Origin of the sequence: uncultured Mobiluncus sp. (genome assembly GCF_947254095.1) — a bacterium.
Taxonomy (GTDB): domain Bacteria; phylum Actinomycetota; class Actinomycetes; order Actinomycetales; family Actinomycetaceae; genus Mobiluncus.
Genome location: NZ_CAMYBV010000004.1, coordinates 45361 through 63139 on the forward strand (window position 1 = coordinate 45361; position 17779 = coordinate 63139).

16 protein-coding genes are annotated in these 17779 nt (G+C 58.0%); 12 read left to right on the forward strand and 4 right to left on the reverse strand.

The window, feature by feature from the left end; all coding sequences use genetic code 11:
* Positions 1 to 18: 18 nt before the first annotated feature.
* On the reverse strand, positions 19 to 1113 hold the full coding sequence (gene coaA, locus Q0X47_RS02145; protein ID WP_297722305.1) for a type I pantothenate kinase: 1095 nt from the start codon (positions 1111 to 1113) through the stop codon (positions 19 to 21).
* Positions 1106 to 2281, reverse strand: coding sequence for a hypothetical protein (locus Q0X47_RS02150; protein WP_297722309.1), 1176 nt, complete (start codon positions 2279 to 2281; stop codon positions 1106 to 1108). The genes coaA and Q0X47_RS02150 overlap by 8 nt, the downstream gene beginning before the upstream one ends.
* A gap of 144 nt (positions 2282 to 2425) precedes the next feature.
* Between Q0X47_RS02150 and Q0X47_RS02155 the strand changes: the two genes are divergently transcribed.
* From Q0X47_RS02155 to Q0X47_RS02205, 11 genes are all read left to right on the forward strand, one after another.
* Entirely contained in the window at positions 2426 to 3991 is a 1566-nt protein-coding gene (locus tag Q0X47_RS02155; RefSeq protein ID WP_297722311.1) for an NAD(P)H-hydrate epimerase, read from the forward strand.
* 65 nt (positions 3992 to 4056) lie between these two features.
* Positions 4057 to 5385: an alanine racemase gene (alr, locus tag Q0X47_RS02160; RefSeq protein ID WP_297722314.1), complete on the forward strand. Its 1329-nt coding sequence runs from the start codon at positions 4057 to 4059 to the stop codon at positions 5383 to 5385.
* Between the two features lie 50 nt (positions 5386 to 5435).
* The gene (gene tsaE, locus Q0X47_RS02165; RefSeq protein ID WP_297722317.1) at positions 5436 to 6047 is read left to right on the forward strand and encodes a tRNA (adenosine(37)-N6)-threonylcarbamoyltransferase complex ATPase subunit type 1 TsaE; all 612 of its coding nucleotides are present in this window, start codon (positions 5436 to 5438) and stop codon (positions 6045 to 6047) included.
* Positions 6048 to 6067: 20 nt separating this feature from the next.
* Positions 6068 to 7198 (forward strand): hypothetical protein, encoded by a 1131-nt coding sequence (locus tag Q0X47_RS02170; protein WP_297722320.1) that lies wholly within the window; start codon positions 6068 to 6070, stop codon positions 7196 to 7198.
* Positions 7199 to 7208: 10 nt separating this feature from the next.
* On the forward strand, positions 7209 to 7934 hold the full coding sequence (tsaB, locus tag Q0X47_RS02175; RefSeq protein WP_297722322.1) for a tRNA (adenosine(37)-N6)-threonylcarbamoyltransferase complex dimerization subunit type 1 TsaB: 726 nt from the start codon (positions 7209 to 7211) through the stop codon (positions 7932 to 7934).
* A 25-nt stretch (positions 7935 to 7959) separates the two neighbouring features.
* The gene (locus Q0X47_RS02180) at positions 7960 to 8472 is read left to right on the forward strand and encodes an N-acetyltransferase (protein WP_297722325.1); all 513 of its coding nucleotides are present in this window, start codon (positions 7960 to 7962) and stop codon (positions 8470 to 8472) included.
* Positions 8473 to 8659: 187 nt separating this feature from the next.
* On the forward strand, positions 8660 to 9442 hold the full coding sequence (locus Q0X47_RS02185) for a succinate dehydrogenase cytochrome b subunit (RefSeq protein WP_297722328.1): 783 nt from the start codon (positions 8660 to 8662) through the stop codon (positions 9440 to 9442).
* 18 nt (positions 9443 to 9460) lie between these two features.
* Entirely contained in the window at positions 9461 to 11434 is a 1974-nt protein-coding gene (locus Q0X47_RS02190) for a fumarate reductase/succinate dehydrogenase flavoprotein subunit (RefSeq protein ID WP_297722331.1), read from the forward strand.
* Positions 11431 to 12180, forward strand: a complete 750-nt coding sequence (locus Q0X47_RS02195; protein ID WP_297722333.1) for a succinate dehydrogenase/fumarate reductase iron-sulfur subunit — start codon at positions 11431 to 11433, stop codon at positions 12178 to 12180. Before Q0X47_RS02190 ends, Q0X47_RS02195 begins: the two co-directional genes overlap by 4 nt.
* 27 nt (positions 12181 to 12207) lie before the next feature.
* The gene (locus Q0X47_RS02200) at positions 12208 to 12594 is read left to right on the forward strand and encodes a proteasome accessory factor PafA2 family protein (RefSeq protein ID WP_297722336.1); all 387 of its coding nucleotides are present in this window, start codon (positions 12208 to 12210) and stop codon (positions 12592 to 12594) included.
* Between the two features lie 59 nt (positions 12595 to 12653).
* Positions 12654 to 13283: a TetR/AcrR family transcriptional regulator gene (locus tag Q0X47_RS02205; RefSeq protein WP_297722339.1), complete on the forward strand. Its 630-nt coding sequence runs from the start codon at positions 12654 to 12656 to the stop codon at positions 13281 to 13283.
* Here Q0X47_RS02205 and amrB read toward each other — a convergent pair.
* The gene (amrB, locus tag Q0X47_RS02210; RefSeq protein WP_297722341.1) at positions 13256 to 14722 is read right to left on the reverse strand and encodes an AmmeMemoRadiSam system protein B; all 1467 of its coding nucleotides are present in this window, start codon (positions 14720 to 14722) and stop codon (positions 13256 to 13258) included. The genes Q0X47_RS02205 and amrB overlap by 28 nt on opposite strands.
* 120 nt (positions 14723 to 14842) lie before the next feature.
* Positions 14843 to 15259, reverse strand: a complete 417-nt coding sequence (locus Q0X47_RS02215; protein ID WP_296182721.1) for a hypothetical protein — start codon at positions 15257 to 15259, stop codon at positions 14843 to 14845.
* A gap of 155 nt (positions 15260 to 15414) precedes the next feature.
* Between Q0X47_RS02215 and Q0X47_RS02220 the strand changes: the two genes are divergently transcribed.
* A complete protein-coding gene (locus Q0X47_RS02220) occupies positions 15415 to 17745 on the forward strand; it encodes a 6-phosphofructokinase (RefSeq protein WP_297722344.1) in 2331 nt (776 codons plus the stop codon).
* Positions 17746 to 17779 lie beyond the last annotated feature (34 nt).

The following is a 17779-nucleotide window of genomic DNA, read 5'->3' on the forward strand; positions in this document are numbered from 1 at the left end:
GGTGAAGCGGGCCGGGCCCTAAATCTTGCGCAGGTGCAGGTGGTGAACGCGGTGGTCAGCGTCTTTCTCCAGGATGAGGGTGGCACGAGAACGGGTCGGGGCTACGTTTTCCTGTAAGTTTTTCAGGTTGACTTCCCGCCAAATTTGGCGGGCGTGAAAGTCTGCCTGTGCGTCGGTCCAGGCGGCAATCTCGCGGAAGAAAGAGTCGGGTTGTTTGAAAGCGGTCGCACGCAACTGCTGGAAACGGGACAGATACCACTGCTCGATGTCCGCGGGGCGGGCGTGCAGATAGATAGAGAAATCAAAGAAATCCGACACCGCCAGAGAATTTTTGCCGCCTTCGGCAATAAGAGGCGGGGCTAACACGTTCAACCCCTCCAAGATGAGGACGTCCGGGGCGCAAACCATCTGGGATTTACCGGGCACAATATCGTAGGTGACGTGCGAATATACGGGGGCGGCTACCTCGGGAGCCCCGGACTTTACCGCCGCCAGAAAACGCAGCAACCCACGACGGTCATAAGATTCAGGAAAACCCTTGTGGTCCATAATCCCGCGCGCCACCAGCTCAGCATTGGGGTACAAAAATCCGTCCGTGGTGACCAAATCGACCCGGGGAGTGCCCGGCCAGCGGCTCATCAACTCGCGCAACAGCCGCGCCAGAGAGGACTTTCCCACAGCGACTGAACCGGCCACCCCAATCACAAAAGGAGTGTGCTGAACCGCTGATTCACCCAAGAAATCAGCGCGCCGGGAACGAATGTTGGTCGTTCCGGCGGCATAAATCTGGAGCAGGGCGGTCAAAGGTCGATAAATCGCGTCAACCTCAGCCAGGTCGATAGGGTCGCCCAAAGCGCGCAAGCGCTCCACGTCAGCCTGGGTCAGCGGCAGAGGGGTCTGATCCGACAGAGCCGACCACTGTTCCCTAGTGAACATAACAAAAGGTGAGGCAGTTTCCTCAATACCCGAGGAAGTGTGATGCGGGCGTGCGGCCATAATCTCGCGCATAGCCGAACCGTATTGATAATCGCGCAGCTTTTCTTGGGTGCCGTGAGGATCCGTCAGGAATTCTTCCATCAACTCGGTAGTGGGAGCGCCAAAATTTTCATTCATGACTTTTGACCACCGACCCCAAGCACAGACTGCCGTCCTTGTCGCGGTAGAAGTATGCGGAAGGCTCTTCCAACTGCGAATGCGCCGCTCGGATATACATGGGGTAGGTGTTTTTCACCGCGTACAGGTGAATGGACTCGGAACGCAAATCCTGCAACGTCTTGAACGTGTCGTCGTCCAAGCGTCCTTCCTCGTCATAGCGTAGTTTCCGGGAAGCCTCCGGGGTGTATTTCGTGATGCCTGGCGGGGGACTCCATTTCTCGCACAGCGTCGGATAGTTTTCCTCTGTGTCAGCGCCATTGAATGGATAGCTGGAACGAGCCATAATCCGTGCCAGCAGGTAAGACACGTCCTCTGGAGTGACCGAATCCATCTTTCCGCCATAAATCGCCGTCGGGCAGGAATACCGGTCAGCTAACTCACTCCAGCTGGTTCGCAACTCCACGCTGGAGTCTTTCCAAGACACGCCGTCCTCGGTAACTTTCGGGGTCTGCGACAAGGCGTGCAGCAGAGCCTGTTGGGCGGGCGGAGTCGTGTAACGATCGGTGAACACTTCCGGGGTAATCAGCCAGCAGCTGCGTTGCATCGCGCCAAAATTTCCGGTTTTTAGATCCTTAAAGAAAGCCTGCATTCCGGTGAACTGTACCGGGTCGCCAGACTCGATGGTTTCTTTCTTAAGGTTCGCCGCAGCAGAACGGGTGGGCGTCGAGGTCTGTTTCAGGGCGCGGCTCGGGGTGGACCGGGTCGACACCTCGGAAACGTTGCTGAAGGATTCGGGATATGTGAGGTCTTCAACACCATCGAGATTGAGCGTCGCCGAGCGAGAATCAGGATTTTCTGACGGCTCCTCATTGGTGCCTGCTTGCGACGAGGGCGAATCGGGGTTGTCTGAGGGGGTGGACTGTGCGGGAGCCAGCTTCAGAGTGGAGTTGGTGCGGAAGTTAGACCCGGTGACTTCCACCAGAAGCGGGGAAGTGATTTTTTCGGTGGGTTGAGTGCTACCCGTTTCGTCGGGGTCCCGGTTCGGCATGGCAGCGATTTGCGGCGCGACTATGAACAGCGTCACCAGCACCAGGACAATCCCTGCCCCAGCCAGCAGAAACATTCCTACTACGAGGCGTTTTGGGGTGGAAAGAAGCCAAAGTTGAAGGTTGTCTTTTTTCGACATGGCTACCTTTCATGTACACAGTGACCCCGCTGTATAGTCATCGGGCTTTCCTAACTTTAAGATTACCTAGTTTTCCTGCCGGTTGAAAACCGCAAGCGTATCTAAGTCTCTGATTATGTACTGATTTTCGTCTAGGCTGAAATCGTGATTTGGGGATATGCGCCAGATTTGATTGCACAAACGGAAAAACCTCTGGTCGCTCAGGCTGACCGAGAGCAAGGCCCGGATGCGCTGATGCGGCGAGCTGCCTACGCGCTGGCTCACCACACGCATCGGGCCTTGTCCGGGGCTGATGCGGACATTGTGGCACCGCCGGTTCCCCGGGGACGCCGGCGCGTTCTGGTCTTGGTCGGAGCCGGCAACAACGGCGGCGATGGCCTGTACGGAGCTGCGTATCTGCGACGGCGCGGCTATCCGGTCGCGGTCCTGCCAACTTCGAAACATATTCACGAGCGCGGTGCGGCGGCCGCACGGCAAGCCGGGGTAGAGTTTTGGCCCAGTGTGCTGCCCGAGACAGTCCGGGAGGCTCTGAACACGATAAAGGCGTGGAAACCGGTTGCCATCATTGACGCCATTATCGGTATCGGAGCCCGTCCGCCCCTGCGGGAACCTGCGCTATCCCTGGTCCGGGGCATCAGCGAGTTGCTCAGTCAGTGGCCGGAGGAGCCCTCCCCCCTGGTGGTGGCCTGCGATCATCCCTCCGGCCTGGATTTGTACCGGGGTGCTGATTTAGGCCCGGATCAGGGGCTACTACCAGCTGACCTGACCGTGACGATGGGGGCGGCGAAAACCGGAATGCTGGTTGGTCCCGGCGCGCTCACGATAGGACGCCTGCAGGTTCAAGATATCGGACTGCCCCTGCAGACGATGCAGCCCGGCGCGGGTCTGATTGAACGCGCTGACGTGCGCGAACTGTGGCCCCGGCCGGAGTTCGCGGATCACAAATATTCCCGCGGAGTTTTGGGCGTAATGGCAGGGTCCTCGCGCTATCCCGGTGCCGGCGTTTTGGTGACCAGTGCTGCCTTGAACGCGGGGGAGTCTTTTGTGCGTTACCTCGGTGAGCCCGCGGTGCAATCGATAGTGTTGCAGGCCTGCCCGGAAGTTGTACTGGGAGAAGGCCGGTGCCAAGCCCGCATTATCGGTCCTGGTTTTGCGGCCGGTTCGCCGCGGCAGAGTGAACAAATGCTTGACGCGTGGCGTCGCCGCGACCCTGGTGAATTGGTGATTCTCGATGCCGGCGCGCTGGAACTTATCGGGACGGAAATCCAAACGGACGCTAGCTGCCTGCTGACCCCCCATGCTGGTGAGGCGGCTGTACTGGCCGCCCAGCTCGGTCAGGAAACCACCCGAGAAACCATCGAAGCCAACCCTTATGACTGGGCCTTACAGCTTGCCACGGAAACGCACGCCACCGTCCTTTTGAAAGGACCGACCACCACTATTGCCAATCCGGGGGGACAGGTTTATTCCCTCACTCACGGCACCAGAGACTTGGCGACGGCGGGCTCCGGGGATGTGCTGGCGGGAATTTTGGGGTACGTTTTCGCCGCTGCGAATGCTCGGGCCCAGAAAACCGGAGAAAGTTTGGATTTGGGACAACTGGCAGCTGTCGCGGCCTGGCTGCACGCCGAAGCGGGCCGTTTAGCCGCGCCCACGCCTCGTGCCACCGCCATTATCAAGGCGATTCCCCGGGCTTTGGCTGGGCTATAAACTATCCCGGTCCCCCTAAACGTGACAAACTAAGAAGTGCGAAAACAATTTTGTAAAGGAAGATTATGACCAACGTGGATGTTCCCCAATGGCCGGTACGCGCCGTGGTGAATCTCAGTGCATATCGGGAAAATCTTGCCCAAATGCGGCATTTTGCCCCGCACTGTCAACAAATGGCGATTGTGAAAGCTAATGCTTACGGACACGGTATCGAGCGCATGGCGCTGGCCGCACTCGACGCCGGTGCTCAATGGTTGGGTGTTGCCAAAGCGAGCGAGGCTTTCCGGCTGCGCAAATACCTCGATAAGCAAGGTGTGCCTCGCGACCACCTGGTCGACACGCCCACTTCTGCCATGATGCGTTCGCGTCTGTATCAGATTGACGCGATGGGACTGCCCACCGCCGCCCGCCCTCGCATCCTGACCTGGCTCTACACCCCGCAAACGGATTTGCAGCAGGTGGTGAAAGCGGAAATCGACATTTCGGTTTCCACCTTGGATCAGCTGGACCAGGTTTCGCGCGCCTGCGATGCGGCGGGGCTGCGTTGCCGGGTACACCTGAAAGTTGATACCGGACTGTGCCGGGCCGGAGCGACAAATCAAGATTTTCCGGTGCTGTGCAAGCTGGCTCGGGCTCGGGAACGTGCCGGGCTCATTGAAGTCAGCGCGATCTGGTCCCATTTGGCGCGCGCGGACGAAGACACCGCCGCGGCTGAGGCTTTCACCAAGTCGCAACTAAGTGCCTTTGATTGGGCTTGGGGAGTCGCCCAAGAGACGGGTTTACGCCCGAAACTGCGCCACATCGCCGCCACCGCGGGAATCATTTGGTATCCCGAGAGCCACTATGACCTGGTCAGGGTGGGGATTTCGGGATATGGGTTGAGTCCGAATCCCGAAATCGCGTCGTCGTGGCAGCTGGGGGTGCGTCCGGTGATGCGACTGGAAACGAACGTGGTTCAGGTCAAAAGGGTGGAAGAAGGCGCCGCGGTTTCCTACGGCGGGGAATGGGTCGCGCCGGGACCGCGCTGGTTGGGGCTGCTGCCGATTGGATACGCCGACGGCCTGCATCGCCTGGCAAAAAATCGCGGTGAAACTTGGATTAAAGGTCGGCGGGCCCCGATTGTCGGACGGATTCCGATGGATCAAATCGTGGTTGACCTGGGTCCGGCGGTGGACGATTCTGGGGAACCCGTGCCTTGCCCGGTCGAGCCGGGCGAGTTAGCGATTATTTTTGGGGACGCCAATGACCGTCTGTTCGGGGACATTCCGGGAGTTCCCCCGCTGCCAACCGCCGACGACTGGGCGGAATGGACCGATACCATCAACTATGAAGTCATTACCAGCATTTCCCCCAGCGTGCCACGGGTTTATGTCGAGGACCAGCCCGAGAGCTGAGCTCCGAGAGCTAACGCAGGGACTGTTGAATTATTTTAAGGAGGTACGCGATGAGCCGCGAGGGGAACTTGCTGTTGGAAGTCGAAACGAAATCCGCTGACGATACTCGTCTGTTGGGCCAAGCCCTAGCCCCATTTCTGCAAGCCGGCGATGTGGTGATTCTGGAAGGGGAACTGGGCGCTGGAAAAACCACTTTGACCCAAGGCATCGGCGCCGGTTTGCGCGTCAACCAGCGGGTCACCTCCCCAACCTTCATCATTGCCCGCAATCACACGAAATCCCCCGACGTGCCGGGACCAAACTTGGTTCACGTGGATGCCTATCGTCTGACGGGCGGGGACGATGTGGAAACACTGGATCTGGAATCCGCGTTAGAGACCGCGGTGGTGGTGGTCGAATGGGGTACCGACAAGGTGGAGGGGCTCAGTGCCCACTGCCTGAAGCTCTCCTTGAGTCGGCCTGAAAACGCCGCGGCTCCCATCACGGGAACCATCGTGGACCTGCCCGAAGATACGACCTGCCGGGTGGTCTTTCGCAGCCTGGAGGGGGCTTGGGACCTGTCAGGTTTGGTGCAAAAGTGGCAGGCTCTGCGTGCCCAGGAAAACCCGAGTGCCGCACCCGGTGTTGCTGCGGAAACGTGCCAACCCGGGGCGGATTCGTAAATAGGCTGATAGAGAAACCGATGCTGAGAGTGTTTCAGATACGCCGAGTCCGTAAGCCCGTACTGGGCTGGGTTTTCGTGCTGCTGACCGCGGTGGTGATGAGTTTTGCTGCGCCAAATGTCGGGCAAGCCGTAGCTGGTCGTGCGCCGGGGCTTTCGTTCGCTAGTTCGGTCGGGGGCGTGACTCAGGACGTAGGGATTACGGCGGGACGGCTGCTGGAAGGGGCCCAGAGTGACCTTCCCGACGATGTCCGCGTTTGGTTTGCTACCAAGGCCCCGGCTTTGGGGCAATCATTGCGCGAATACCTCCCCGACAGCGCGAAAGTTCCCCCGGAAGCTCAGATTGAGGTGGGGAATCCAACCCAGGTATTGACTTGGTCTGCTCGACTGCTGCGGGGCACCTACGCTCCGGAAAACGCCGTGACACCCATTGAGATGTGGGTGGCTCCGGTCAGTATCGATGCCAGAGAACTCGGGGTAGTGGTCTATACCGAGGATAAAAGGAATCTTTATCCCCTCTCTGTGCCTACCAGCGGAGCTGCGCTGGCCCCGAAAGTCCCCACCGGTGCGCCCGAACCAACGTCGAGCTCGCGAGAAAATATCCAGCTGGACATTACCGGTTCTGTTGAGGAACCGAAAAATTCCCATCTCCCCATCCGGTTGGAGGATCCGGGGGCCTGCTATGTGCTGCCGGATTTAGCCCACGCTTTGCTGGCAACCGCGCCAGATTCCGCCCATCCCAACCGCCCTGTTTATGACCCGGTTATACGCGGGTGGTTCACGTTAAATGAGGAACGGTTGTTGCCGGTTTCTAACGCGGCGCGGGCTCGTCTGGGCGGGGAAGTGAATTTGGACCAAGTGCAAGAAGCTGTGCAGTCTTGGTGGGGGACGGTCAGCCCCACTCCCACACCAACTTCGGAAGCACTGCCAACCAGCAATAACACCTTGGTGTGGGTGGTCGTCCTAGCTGTCGTTATTGTCGGTATCGCACTGCTGGTGGTGTGGCTGACTTTCCGTTGGCAATCCCGCACGGAAGATGCTGCCGAAGTGCTTTCCCTGCCTGACCCCGAGCTGATCATGGTGCCGACGCCTCCGCCGACTTCCGCCATCCCGACTTTAACGGTGTCCGGTTCCAAGGGCGAGGCGCATTAGGATTGTCCCTGTGAGTTACCTGTTTATCGATACCTGTGCCGGGGCGGGGGTTGCCCTGGTGAATCCCGAGAACCTCAGCGACGTGCTGGTGAAGGTGAATCCTGACGGAAAAGCCCAAGTGGAAGCCCTCTCGTTCCTGGTTGATGCCGTGGTCCAGGAAGGCGGTAGACCGCAAAAAATTGTGGTTTCGCGGGGGCCTGCCCCGTTCACCGGGCTGCGAGTCGGCCTGGTCACGGCTCGGACCTTGGGTTTTGCCTGGGATATCCCGGTGGTGGGGGTGGATGAGCTGCGCCTCCAGGCGCAGGCTGGCGCGGCGGTACTGTCCGGCCCCGGCTCTCCCGCTCAGACGGGGGGGCGGGCGCCGCGCTGGATAGTATCCCTGATGGATGCCCGCCGCCACGAAGTCTATGCTGGACTGTTCAAACTCGACTGGACGGGCGGTAGCTTGATGCAATGCGGAACCGATTGGGTTGGTCCTGCCTCCCATTTAGAGGATGTAGCCCAAGGGTGGGACCGCGACTTTGCGGGGTTTGCCGACGCCGGGGTTTTCCTGGTTGGAAACGCCGTCGCCCAGGTCAGCGGCCAGACCGTAGACGTTAGGTTTGCGGACCTGGCAAGGGCGGCGACCTCCCTTGTGAACAGTGCGGAAGGGGATCCAGAGGCGCAACGGGAACTGGCCTTGCTGAGCACCGAGCCGCAGTATCTACGGCGACCGGATATCCAACAAAAGCCATAGCTGGCGCTAAAATCGCTGGTGAACCATGATTCGTGACGGTTCGATTGAGGATGCGCCAGACCTGGAACGCGCCGAACAGGAGTGCTTCGCGCTCGACGCTTGGGACCGGGACACCATCGCGTCCCTGCTGGCACATCCAGATATCAGCTTTCGGTTGATTTTCAGCGAATCCGAGGATTTCGTGGCGTGGGCCGTGTGGGGTTTGGGGGAAATGAGCGTTCCTGTTGGCGACCTTCCTCCTGCGGAGCGTCATCAAGCGGTTACTTCCCAAGCGCGTGGGGGCAGGCTATTGCGGGTTCTCTCACTAGCGACCCGACCGGCTTGGCGGGGAAAAGGCTACGCCACGCAGCTGCTGACAGACGGTCTAAGTCGCGGACACGCTCGGGGTTATGCGGGAGCTGTGTTAGAGGTCCGCTCCGGTAACTCGGCAGCCCAGGAGCTCTATGGGAGTCAAGGATTCCACGTGTGGGCACGTTTGCCGCAGTGGTTTCAAAACCCGGTGGAGGACGGCCTCATCATGGTGAAAATGTTTTTCTAACTCAAATGTTTCGTAAAAATTTTGCCCCCGTTGGCCGCGCGCGAGCCCACACCCCGGGATAAATCGGGACTTTTGGCCTGAGTGCCCAGGTAAACATCCAGGTCAAAGCGTTTTTGGGGGAAGTAAAATGAAACTCTCGACCCGATTCAGTCCAGTCGCCCTCGGAAAATCTTATAGGCTCGACTTCGTGGCCAATACAACACTAACTACAGATAACAAAGCAATCAAGACCACCGTTATCATCAAACAAGCCATGGCAATCACTGGCATGTTTTTTGTGGGGTTCGTGATTTTGCACGCCTACGGGAACCTCAAAGTGTTCTCCGGGGCGACCGTTTACAACGATTATGCGCTGCACTTGCGCACATTCCTCATGCCCATACTGCCCTATGAAGGGTTGTTGTGGATTCTCAGGGTTTTGCTGGTAGTTTTCGCCCTGGTGCACATTATTTCCGCTATCGCCCTGTGGCATCGCGCCGGACTAGCGCGCGGTTCTCGCTACATGGTTAAGAAGTCGTTGGCGACTGCTTACGCGGGACGCACCGTCAGATGGGGCGGCATTATCCTGTTGCTGTTCTTGATTTTTCACCTCTCCCACTTCACCTTGAAGCTAGCCAAGGTCGGCGACGCGGCCGCCTACGCTTCCCACCAGGTGTTCTTGGATCCGGCGGGAAATGTCGTTGACGCTGCCGGGCCGGGGATTATCTCCGTGATGGAGGGTAATCCCTACGCCATGATGTTCACGACGTTCTCGAATTGGTGGATGGTGCTGATTTACGCCATCGCGGTGGGGGCGTTGTGCCTTCACATCGCTCACGGCGTGTGGTCTGCTCTGCAAACCATTGGCTGGTTGCGTCGTAACACCCAGTACACAGTTCAGATTATTTCGGGTCTGGTTGGCCTGCTGGTGTTCGCTATGTTCCTGGCTCCGCCGGTGGCTATTCTCGCCGGAATGCCGATGCTGGCGTAAGGAAGGTAAGGAAAGACAATGACTGAACTGATTGACGGTTACTACACCGAAGGCGAGAAAATCGCCGATACTCGGGCACCGATGGATGTTCCTATCACTGAACGCTGGTCTACCCGCAAGTTCCGCGGCGGGCTGGTGAACCCCACTAACCGACGCAAGCTGCACATTATTGTGGTCGGCACCGGTCTGGCCGGTGGCGCGGCGTCCGCTTCTTTGGGCGAGCTTGGCTACCACGTGGACGCGTTTTTCTATCAAGACACAGCCCGCCGGGCGCACTCGATTGCGGCTCAGGGCGGTATCAACGCGGCAAAGAACTACCGCAACGACAACGACTCGATTTTCCGCTTGTTCTATGACACGGTCAAGGGCGGTGACTACCGCAGCCGCGAGAATAACGTCTACCGTCTGGCGGAAGTCAGCCGCAACATTATCGACCAGTGCGTCGCCCAGGGCGTGCCTTTCGCCCGCGAATACGGCGGTTTGCTGGACAACCGTTCCTTTGGTGGCGTGCAGGTCGCGCGTACGTTCTATGCGCGTGGCCAGACCGGTCAGCAGCTGCTGATTGGTGCCTACCAGGCTCTGAGCCGCCAGGTTAAGGCCGGCACGGTTATTCCGCACCAGCGTCACGAAATGATGGATCTCATCATCAAGGACGGCAAGGCGCGCGGTATCGTGACCCGCGACCTCACCACCGGTAAAATTGAGACCTGGATTGCTGACGCGGTGGTCTTGGCGAGTGGTGGCTACGGCAACGTGTTCTTCCTCTCCACCAACGCGATGGGCTGCAACGTTTCCGCGGCGTGGAAGGCGTTCAAACATGGCGCCTACATGGCTAACCCCTGCTACACCCAAATCCACCCGACCTGCATTCCCCAGCATGGCAACTTCCAGTCCAAGCTGACGCTCATGAGCGAGTCGCTGCGTAACGACGGCCGCATCTGGGTACCAAAGAAAGCGGAGGACTGCAGCAAGGATCCTCGTGAAATCCCCGAGGAAGATCGCGACTACTACCTAGAGCGTATCTACCCCTCCTTCGGTAACTTGGTGCCGCGCGATATCGCGTCTCGTCAGGCCAAGAACATGTGTGACGAAGGCCGTGGCGTCGGACCAAAGATTAACGGCGTGGCTCGCGGCGTCTACCTGGACTTCAGCGAAGCCATCGAGCGCATGGGTCGAAATAAGGTTTCGGAAAAGTACGGCAACCTTTTCGATATGTACCAGCGCATTACCGGAGACAATCCTTACGAAGTGCCGATGCGTATCTACCCCGCGGTGCACTACACGATGGGTGGCTTGTGGGTCGATTACGACCTGATGAGCAACATCGAAGGCCTGTACGTGGCGGGTGAGGCGAACTTCTCGGATCACGGCGCGAACCGCTTGGGCGCTTCCGCTTTGATGCAAGGTTTGTCTGACGGCTACTTCGTCTTGCCGGCCACGATTTCGGACTACCTGTCCCACGGGGCGATGCCGAAGTTGAGCGAGGACGACCCGGTCGTTCAGGAAGCTCTGGAGCGCGTCAACAGCAAGGTGGATCGTTTGATGGCCATTCAAGGCACCGAGTCGGTCGATTCTTTCCATAAGCGTTTGGGCCACATTATGTGGGAAAAGTGCGGGATGGAACGTACCGATGAGGGCTTGCGCGAAGCTATTACGGAGATTCGTGAGCTGCGTGAGGAGTTCTGGAAGGACTTGCGCATTCCCGGACGAGCCGATGAACTGAACCAGTCTCTGGAAAAGGCCTGCCGTGTGGCGGACTTCCTGGAGCTCGGCGAGCTCATGTGTATTGATGCCCTGCACCGCAAGGAATCCTGTGGTGGTCACTTCCGTGCTGAATCCCAAACGGAGGAAGGCGAAGCGCTGCGTCACGATGACGAGTTCCTATATGTGGCGGCTTGGCAATATGGCGGCTCCGAAGGGGCTGCGCCAATCCTGCACAAAGAGGACCTCATTTACAAAGATATCCAGCTGAAGCAACGGAGTTACAAGTGAACATTACATTACGAGTTTGGCGTCAAAAGGGCTCGTCCGACAAGGGCGCGCTCCATGAATATCACCTTACCGACATATCCGAGGACGCTTCCTTCCTGGAGATGCTGGATATCCTCAACGAACAGCTATTCGCTCAAGGTGAGGAACCAGTTGCCTTCGATTCGGACTGTCGTGAGGGTATCTGCGGGATGTGTGGTATCGTCATCAACGGCGTGCCCCACGGCCCGCACAAGAACCGCACCACCACCTGCCAGCTGCATATGCGCACCTTCAAGGACGGCGACACGATTACGGTAGAACCGTACCGTTCGCGGGCTTTCCCGATTCTGCGCGACTTGGTGGTCAGCCGCGAGGCTCTGGATCACATTATCCAAGCTGGTGGCTATGTTTCGGTCAATACGGGTTCCGCCCCCGAGGCGCACTCGGTGCCGGTTCCCAAGCCCAATGCGGATCGTGCTTTCGAGGCCGCTGTCTGCATCGGTTGCGGCGCTTGTGTGGCGGCCTGCCCGAATGGTTCGGCGATGCTGTTCACTTCGGCCAAGGTCACTCACCTGGGCTTGCTGCCGCAGGGCAAGGTTGAGAACTACGAGCGCGTGGTGGCGATGCTGAATCAGCACGATGCGGAAGGCTTCGGCGCTTGCCAGAATATCGGCGAGTGCGCGGCTGCGTGCCCGAAGCAAATCCCACTGGATTGCATAGCGTTCCTGAACCGTCAGCTGGGCAAGGCCTTCTTGAAGGGTCGGTAAAACCAGTGCGGTGAAATAAACCGGTGAATGTGGCGCCTCGGAATCCGGGGCGCCACGTTTTTTACTCCAAAAAACCGCCTTTTATCAGGTATTTTGGGAAATAAAAAGTTTTTTTCTAAAAAACCTGACGGGCTGCGTGAGAGACTTTTAAAATCGGGAAGTGCGAAGCCGCTGGTCGATGAGAGTTGCGTTTCCCGCGCTAAGGTGGTTCCTCCTGCCAATACCAGAGCGCTATTGCGTGGAAAAGTGGTGGAAGCGTGTGATTTGGCTGGCAGGAGTGCTTCAATCGGATGGTCCTACGTGCGGTTAGACGACCCGCCGAGCCCGCAGATTGACCTGCTGAACCCTCTCGAGAATGAATCGACAGAGATCTCGCAGCTACTTGCAAAAATTGAAAAAATGGAACGAGAATAGGCAGGGCTGGTTAAACGACCAAAAAATCTGTTTCGCTAGCTTATTCAGGGAAGAGGGAATTGAGTAATTTGAGTATTGCCATTGATTCAAAAAAACCAGATACCAGGACCAGGATATTGACTGCGGCGTCTAAGATGCTGCGCCGCTCCTCGCCCGGCGCCCTGACCTATCGCGCTCTGGGGAAAAAAGCCGGCTTGCCGCATTCCACGATTGAATACCATTTCCCCACTCGTGACGACTTGCTGATGGAGGCGGCAAGCCTGAACGTGGAGGTTTGGGTGGATCGGGCTCATAAAATCCGCGACAACGCGCTACGGCTTTCCCCCCAAGAACTGCGCGACCAGCTGCCCGAGGTTTTGGTCGCCGCAGTGCTTCCGCAAACCACGGACATTCAGTACATACGAACCTACCTGTTGCACGGGCTGGTCCTGGCTGAAAACCAGGTTATTGTGAAAAAGACTCGCGAGGGGCGCGCGCGCTTTGACGAATATGTCGCGGATATTCTGCAGGCCGCCGAATGCTCGTGTTTGCCTGACGTCATAATTTCCGTCATTGACGGTTTGGCTTACGAAGCAGTCTCAGAAGGCGGCGAATTTCCTCAAGACGTCGTGGAAAAGCTCCGTCGTTTCGTGCTTTCCTACCCGACTATGGCCGCGGCCGCTCAAGACTCGGCCTCGCCCCAAGCTTGAACCTGATAAGTTTCGAGCTTGATTTCCGGTCCGAACTCCTCTGTACCCAGCCCGGCTTTATACATGAGCTGCGAGATGAAAACGTGAACATCGGGCAGCTCGCTCCAGACCTGGGGCAGGAAAGTCGCCCGGTGGAAACCACGGCGCAAAATGACCCCGTCTATACCGGGACGCAACCGAGACAGATAGGAGTCATTGCTTTCCCCTTCGAAACGTTGAAAAGCTTGAGGTTCCGTGAGGACAGAAACCTCAATCTTAATCTGATCGAGTTCCGAGGCCTGCAGAGGTGGAAACCGCGGGTCTTCAAAAGCGGCAGCCAAAGTGTTTGCGGCGATGTCCTCACTGAGCATTCGATGCGGAGCCAGCGAGCCGATACATCCGCGCAGCTGCCCGTTTTTCGTCAAAGTCACGAAAGAAGCCCCGACTGAACGAAGCAGCAACTGTAACGCATGGTCCGACTCGCTGAACTTGCTGATGGTATTCATAGAGCCGATACGATTGCCGTCCTGGAAAGCATCGGTCAAAATTTCGCGAGCCATCTGGGGCAGCAGCGCGCCGTAACGATCCGGGATTCCGAAATCGTCCTCTGGCGGGTTGTACTTCCAGAAAGCCACCGACGAATAGCCGACAACCCGAGATTTGTCTCCGGCGGTGTCCCCGGAGCTGGCGTTCATCAGCAGTTGCGGGTGCCACTGGAGTCGGCGGGCCAAACGAATCAGCCCGGACCATGCGTAAGCGCCGCAGGCTTGACGCGGGTCGAGGGGGTACTCTAACGACATGACTTGGGACAAGGTCGTGGTGTCGAGTTTGCGGGCCTCATCGTAGCTCAGGTAGTGGGACAGATCCGAGGACACGATAATCAAGGTGTCGTCAGGATTTTCCCCCGGAATTGAAACCAGAGTTTGCAGGCTGTCGCAGACTTCCTCCGGGGTACAATCTCCCACCGCCAGGGGCACGATAGAAAAGTCTAGGTCCCGAAAAACGGTTTGCAGGAAAGGCAGCTGGACTTCCAGGGCGTGTTCCTCAACGTGTGAAGGTTCGAAAAACTCCGCGGCGGAACTATGCTCCACCAGGTATTGTTGGGCGTCCTGGTCTACCGGTACTTCCCCCAGGGGAGTCGCGAAAGTTGCAGCTTCGCTCAGCGCGATACCGCGAAATCCGACACGGTGAGTGGGGCCGGCGATGACGACACGTCGGGGACGCAAGGTTCTGACGAGCTGGTAGCCGACCGCGGCGATGAGACCAGAATAGATGTATCCGGCGTGGGGAACCTGCACAGCCATCAGTTGCCGCAGAGGCTTGCCTTGCGAGTCATGCGAAACATCGTTAGTAATCAGGGAGGCGGCCTTTTTCAGCAGGTCGTCAACCGTTTGTTGCAGCTCACCTGGATCCTGGGGGTAAAAAGATCCTGCTACTGCTGGTTTACGCACGAAACTCATGGTTCCATTATTCCCAAAAAATCGCAGTTTGGGACAAGTTTCAGCCTTTTTACCCGGTGAGGCAAGAAAATGGGGGCTCCGATTAGGGTATCGGAGCCCCCGTCAGATAGCCACCAGCGGCTACACGGAAGGAATAAGGCTGGATTGTACGGCTCTGCCGACAGCCAGGGCAATACTTGGCAAAATGATAACCACCAGGAAAATAATCAAGGGCATGGTCTTGGGGTGGGATTTAATCAGAGCGACCAAACTCAGAATGAAAGCGACCAGGTTCAACAGCCCTGCAATCCCCACATACACCAGGAGCTGATTCCCGGCCTTTTCGGCGGCATCCATAGCGTTGGTCAACTCGTCCAGACCCATTTGGTCAATGTCCCCACCAGCCACGGCGGCGACCTGCTGACCCGTGATGATATGACCGGCAAGCATGATGATGGAAGCCACGATGCACAGTGCCAAGGCCACAAAAGCTAGCGTCTTTTTCACTTCGGGCTGGGGTGCACCGAGCCCTGCGGGCGTAACATTTTCAGTAGACATGGATTACTCCTTTGCTCGATTAGTTTCGTCAATTCCTTGACAGGTTAGTTTCAGCTTAGGGACGGGAAAGTTCACGTTTAACACCCAAAAGGGTGAAAAATTCGAGAGAATAAAACCGGGCCGGACGACCGGCACAGAATCGAGGGGAGAGACAGATGAGCGCGCCTGCGAAGCCGGCAAAAACTGGGAAATCTAGCGCAAAACCGAGGACGACACGGTCGGAACAGGGCAAACGCATTGGCATTCTCACTTCAGGTGGCGACGCCCAGGGCATGAACGCGGCAGTGCGATCCGCGGTGCGTTCTGCCATAGTGCTGGGAGCCAAGCCGTTCGCGATACGTGAAGGTTGGTTGGGTGCGGTTCAGGGCGGCTCCTATATTCATGAACTGACCTGGGGGGACGTTTCTAATACAATTTCCAAGGGCGGTACCATCATCGGCACGGCTCGTTGCCCGGAGTTTCGGAATTGGGAAGGGCGCCTGAAAGCCTGCGAGAACCTGGTTAAGAACGGCATCGACCGGCTCATTTCTATCGGCGGCGACGGGTCGCTGCGGGGAACGGAAGAACTGCGCCAAGACTGGCCCAAGCTGTTGGAGCAGTTGGTGAAAGAAAAGCGCCTCAGCGCCACCGCGGCGAAAGCCCACCCGTCCTTGTGCATTGTCGGCATCGTCGGGTCTATCGACAACGACATGGCGGGCACAGATATGACTATCGGCACCGATTCCGCCTTAAATCGCATCTTGGCAGCCTTGGATCAGCTCTCGTCCACCGCCGCTTCCCACCAGCGCACTTTCGTGGTGGAAGTCATGGGACGAAACTGCGGCTATTTAGCGCTGATGAGCGCCGTGGCGGGCGGTTGCGATTACGTCCTGATTCCCGAAGACCCCCCCGCGCCCGGCTGGGAAGACGATATGTGTACGAAACTCAGCGAAGGGCGCAAGCACGGGCGGCGCGACTCGATTGTGCTGGTGGCGGAGGGGGCGAAAGATCAGGACGGTCAGGCCATTACCGCTAACTATGTCGCTGAGGCTATTGAACAGCGCACCGGCGAGTCTGCCCGGGTCACCATTTTGGGGCACATTCAGCGCGGCGGGACCCCCTCGGTTTACGACCGGTGGATGCCCACCCTGCTGGGGTATGCCGCGGTGCAGGACGTGCTGGCGGCGAAACCGGGGGACCCGGCCAAAGTCATGGGGGTACGCTTCAACCGGATTGCCCGGCTGGACCTGACCCAGACCGTGGCGGCGACCTTGAATGTTCGCGACCTGATTAAGGCGGGAGAATACGATCAGGCAATCGCCTCGCGGGGGACTTCCTTTACCGACATGGTAGAGATTTTCCGGGTCTTGTCCACCCCGCCCTCGCTGCTGAAACCTTTGCCCCGTAAGGCGAAAAAGGTTGCGGTGATGCACGTGGGAGGCTTGGCCCCAGGCATGAATATGGCCGCTCGGGCCGCGGTTCGTTTCGGGCTGCAACGCGGCTTGGAAGTCTTGGGCATAGAGGGTTCTTGGCAGGGGCTCATCGATGGCAAGGTCCGCAAACTGCTCTGGGAAGACGTGGAAGGCTGGGACTTCCAGGGCGGCGCCGAGCTGGGAACGAAACGTGCGGTGCCCACGGTGGAACAGTTCTATGCGATTGGTCGCTCGATTGAAAACCACCATATCGATGCGCTGGTGCTGATTGGGGGCTATAACGCGTATCTGTCCGCCCAGGCCATTAGTGGGGAACTGAAACATTATCCGGCCCTAAAGATACCGATGGTCATTGTCCCGGCGTCCATCGACAACAACCTCCCGGGAGCCGAAATCTCCATCGGGGCTGACACCGCATTGAACAACGCGGTGTGGTCCATGGACCTGATGAAAGAATCGGCTGCTGCCTCAAAACGTTGTTTTATCACCGAAACTATGGGACGCCACTGTGGCTACCTGGCGCTAATGAGCGGAATCGCCGCCGGAGCGGAGCGAGTTTACCTTGAGGAAGAAACGATTAGCTTGGAGACGTTAGGTAAACACGCCACCGAAATGCGTGACGCGTTCGCAAAAGGCCGTCGCCTCGCCCTCGTGGTTCGCAACGAACTGGCGGGGGGACACTATGACATGAAATTCATGGCCAATGTATTTAAACAGGAGTCTCAGGGCTGCTTTGACGTTCGTATCGACGCGGTAGGGTATCTGCAGCAGGGCGGGGCGCCCTCTCCCTTTGACCGGCTCCTCGCGGTACGGCTGATGTGGGAAACAATGCGTCATATTGATGTTGCCCTAGATTCCGGGCAGTGCGCCATCGAATATATCGGCGAGGAAAACGGCCAGATGTCCTACCACGACATTTCTCAGATGGAGAAACAAGTCAATCCAGAAAAGCGCCGTCCCATCAACCAATGGTGGATGGGCTTGCGGCCCTTAATCGAAGTGATGGCCAGTTCGAATCCGCCAATCAAAGACTTCCCCCTACCGGTCATTGATATGAGCGGGCCGAAGTCCTAACTGTCGCACTTGCTTGACATGACGCACCACCAAC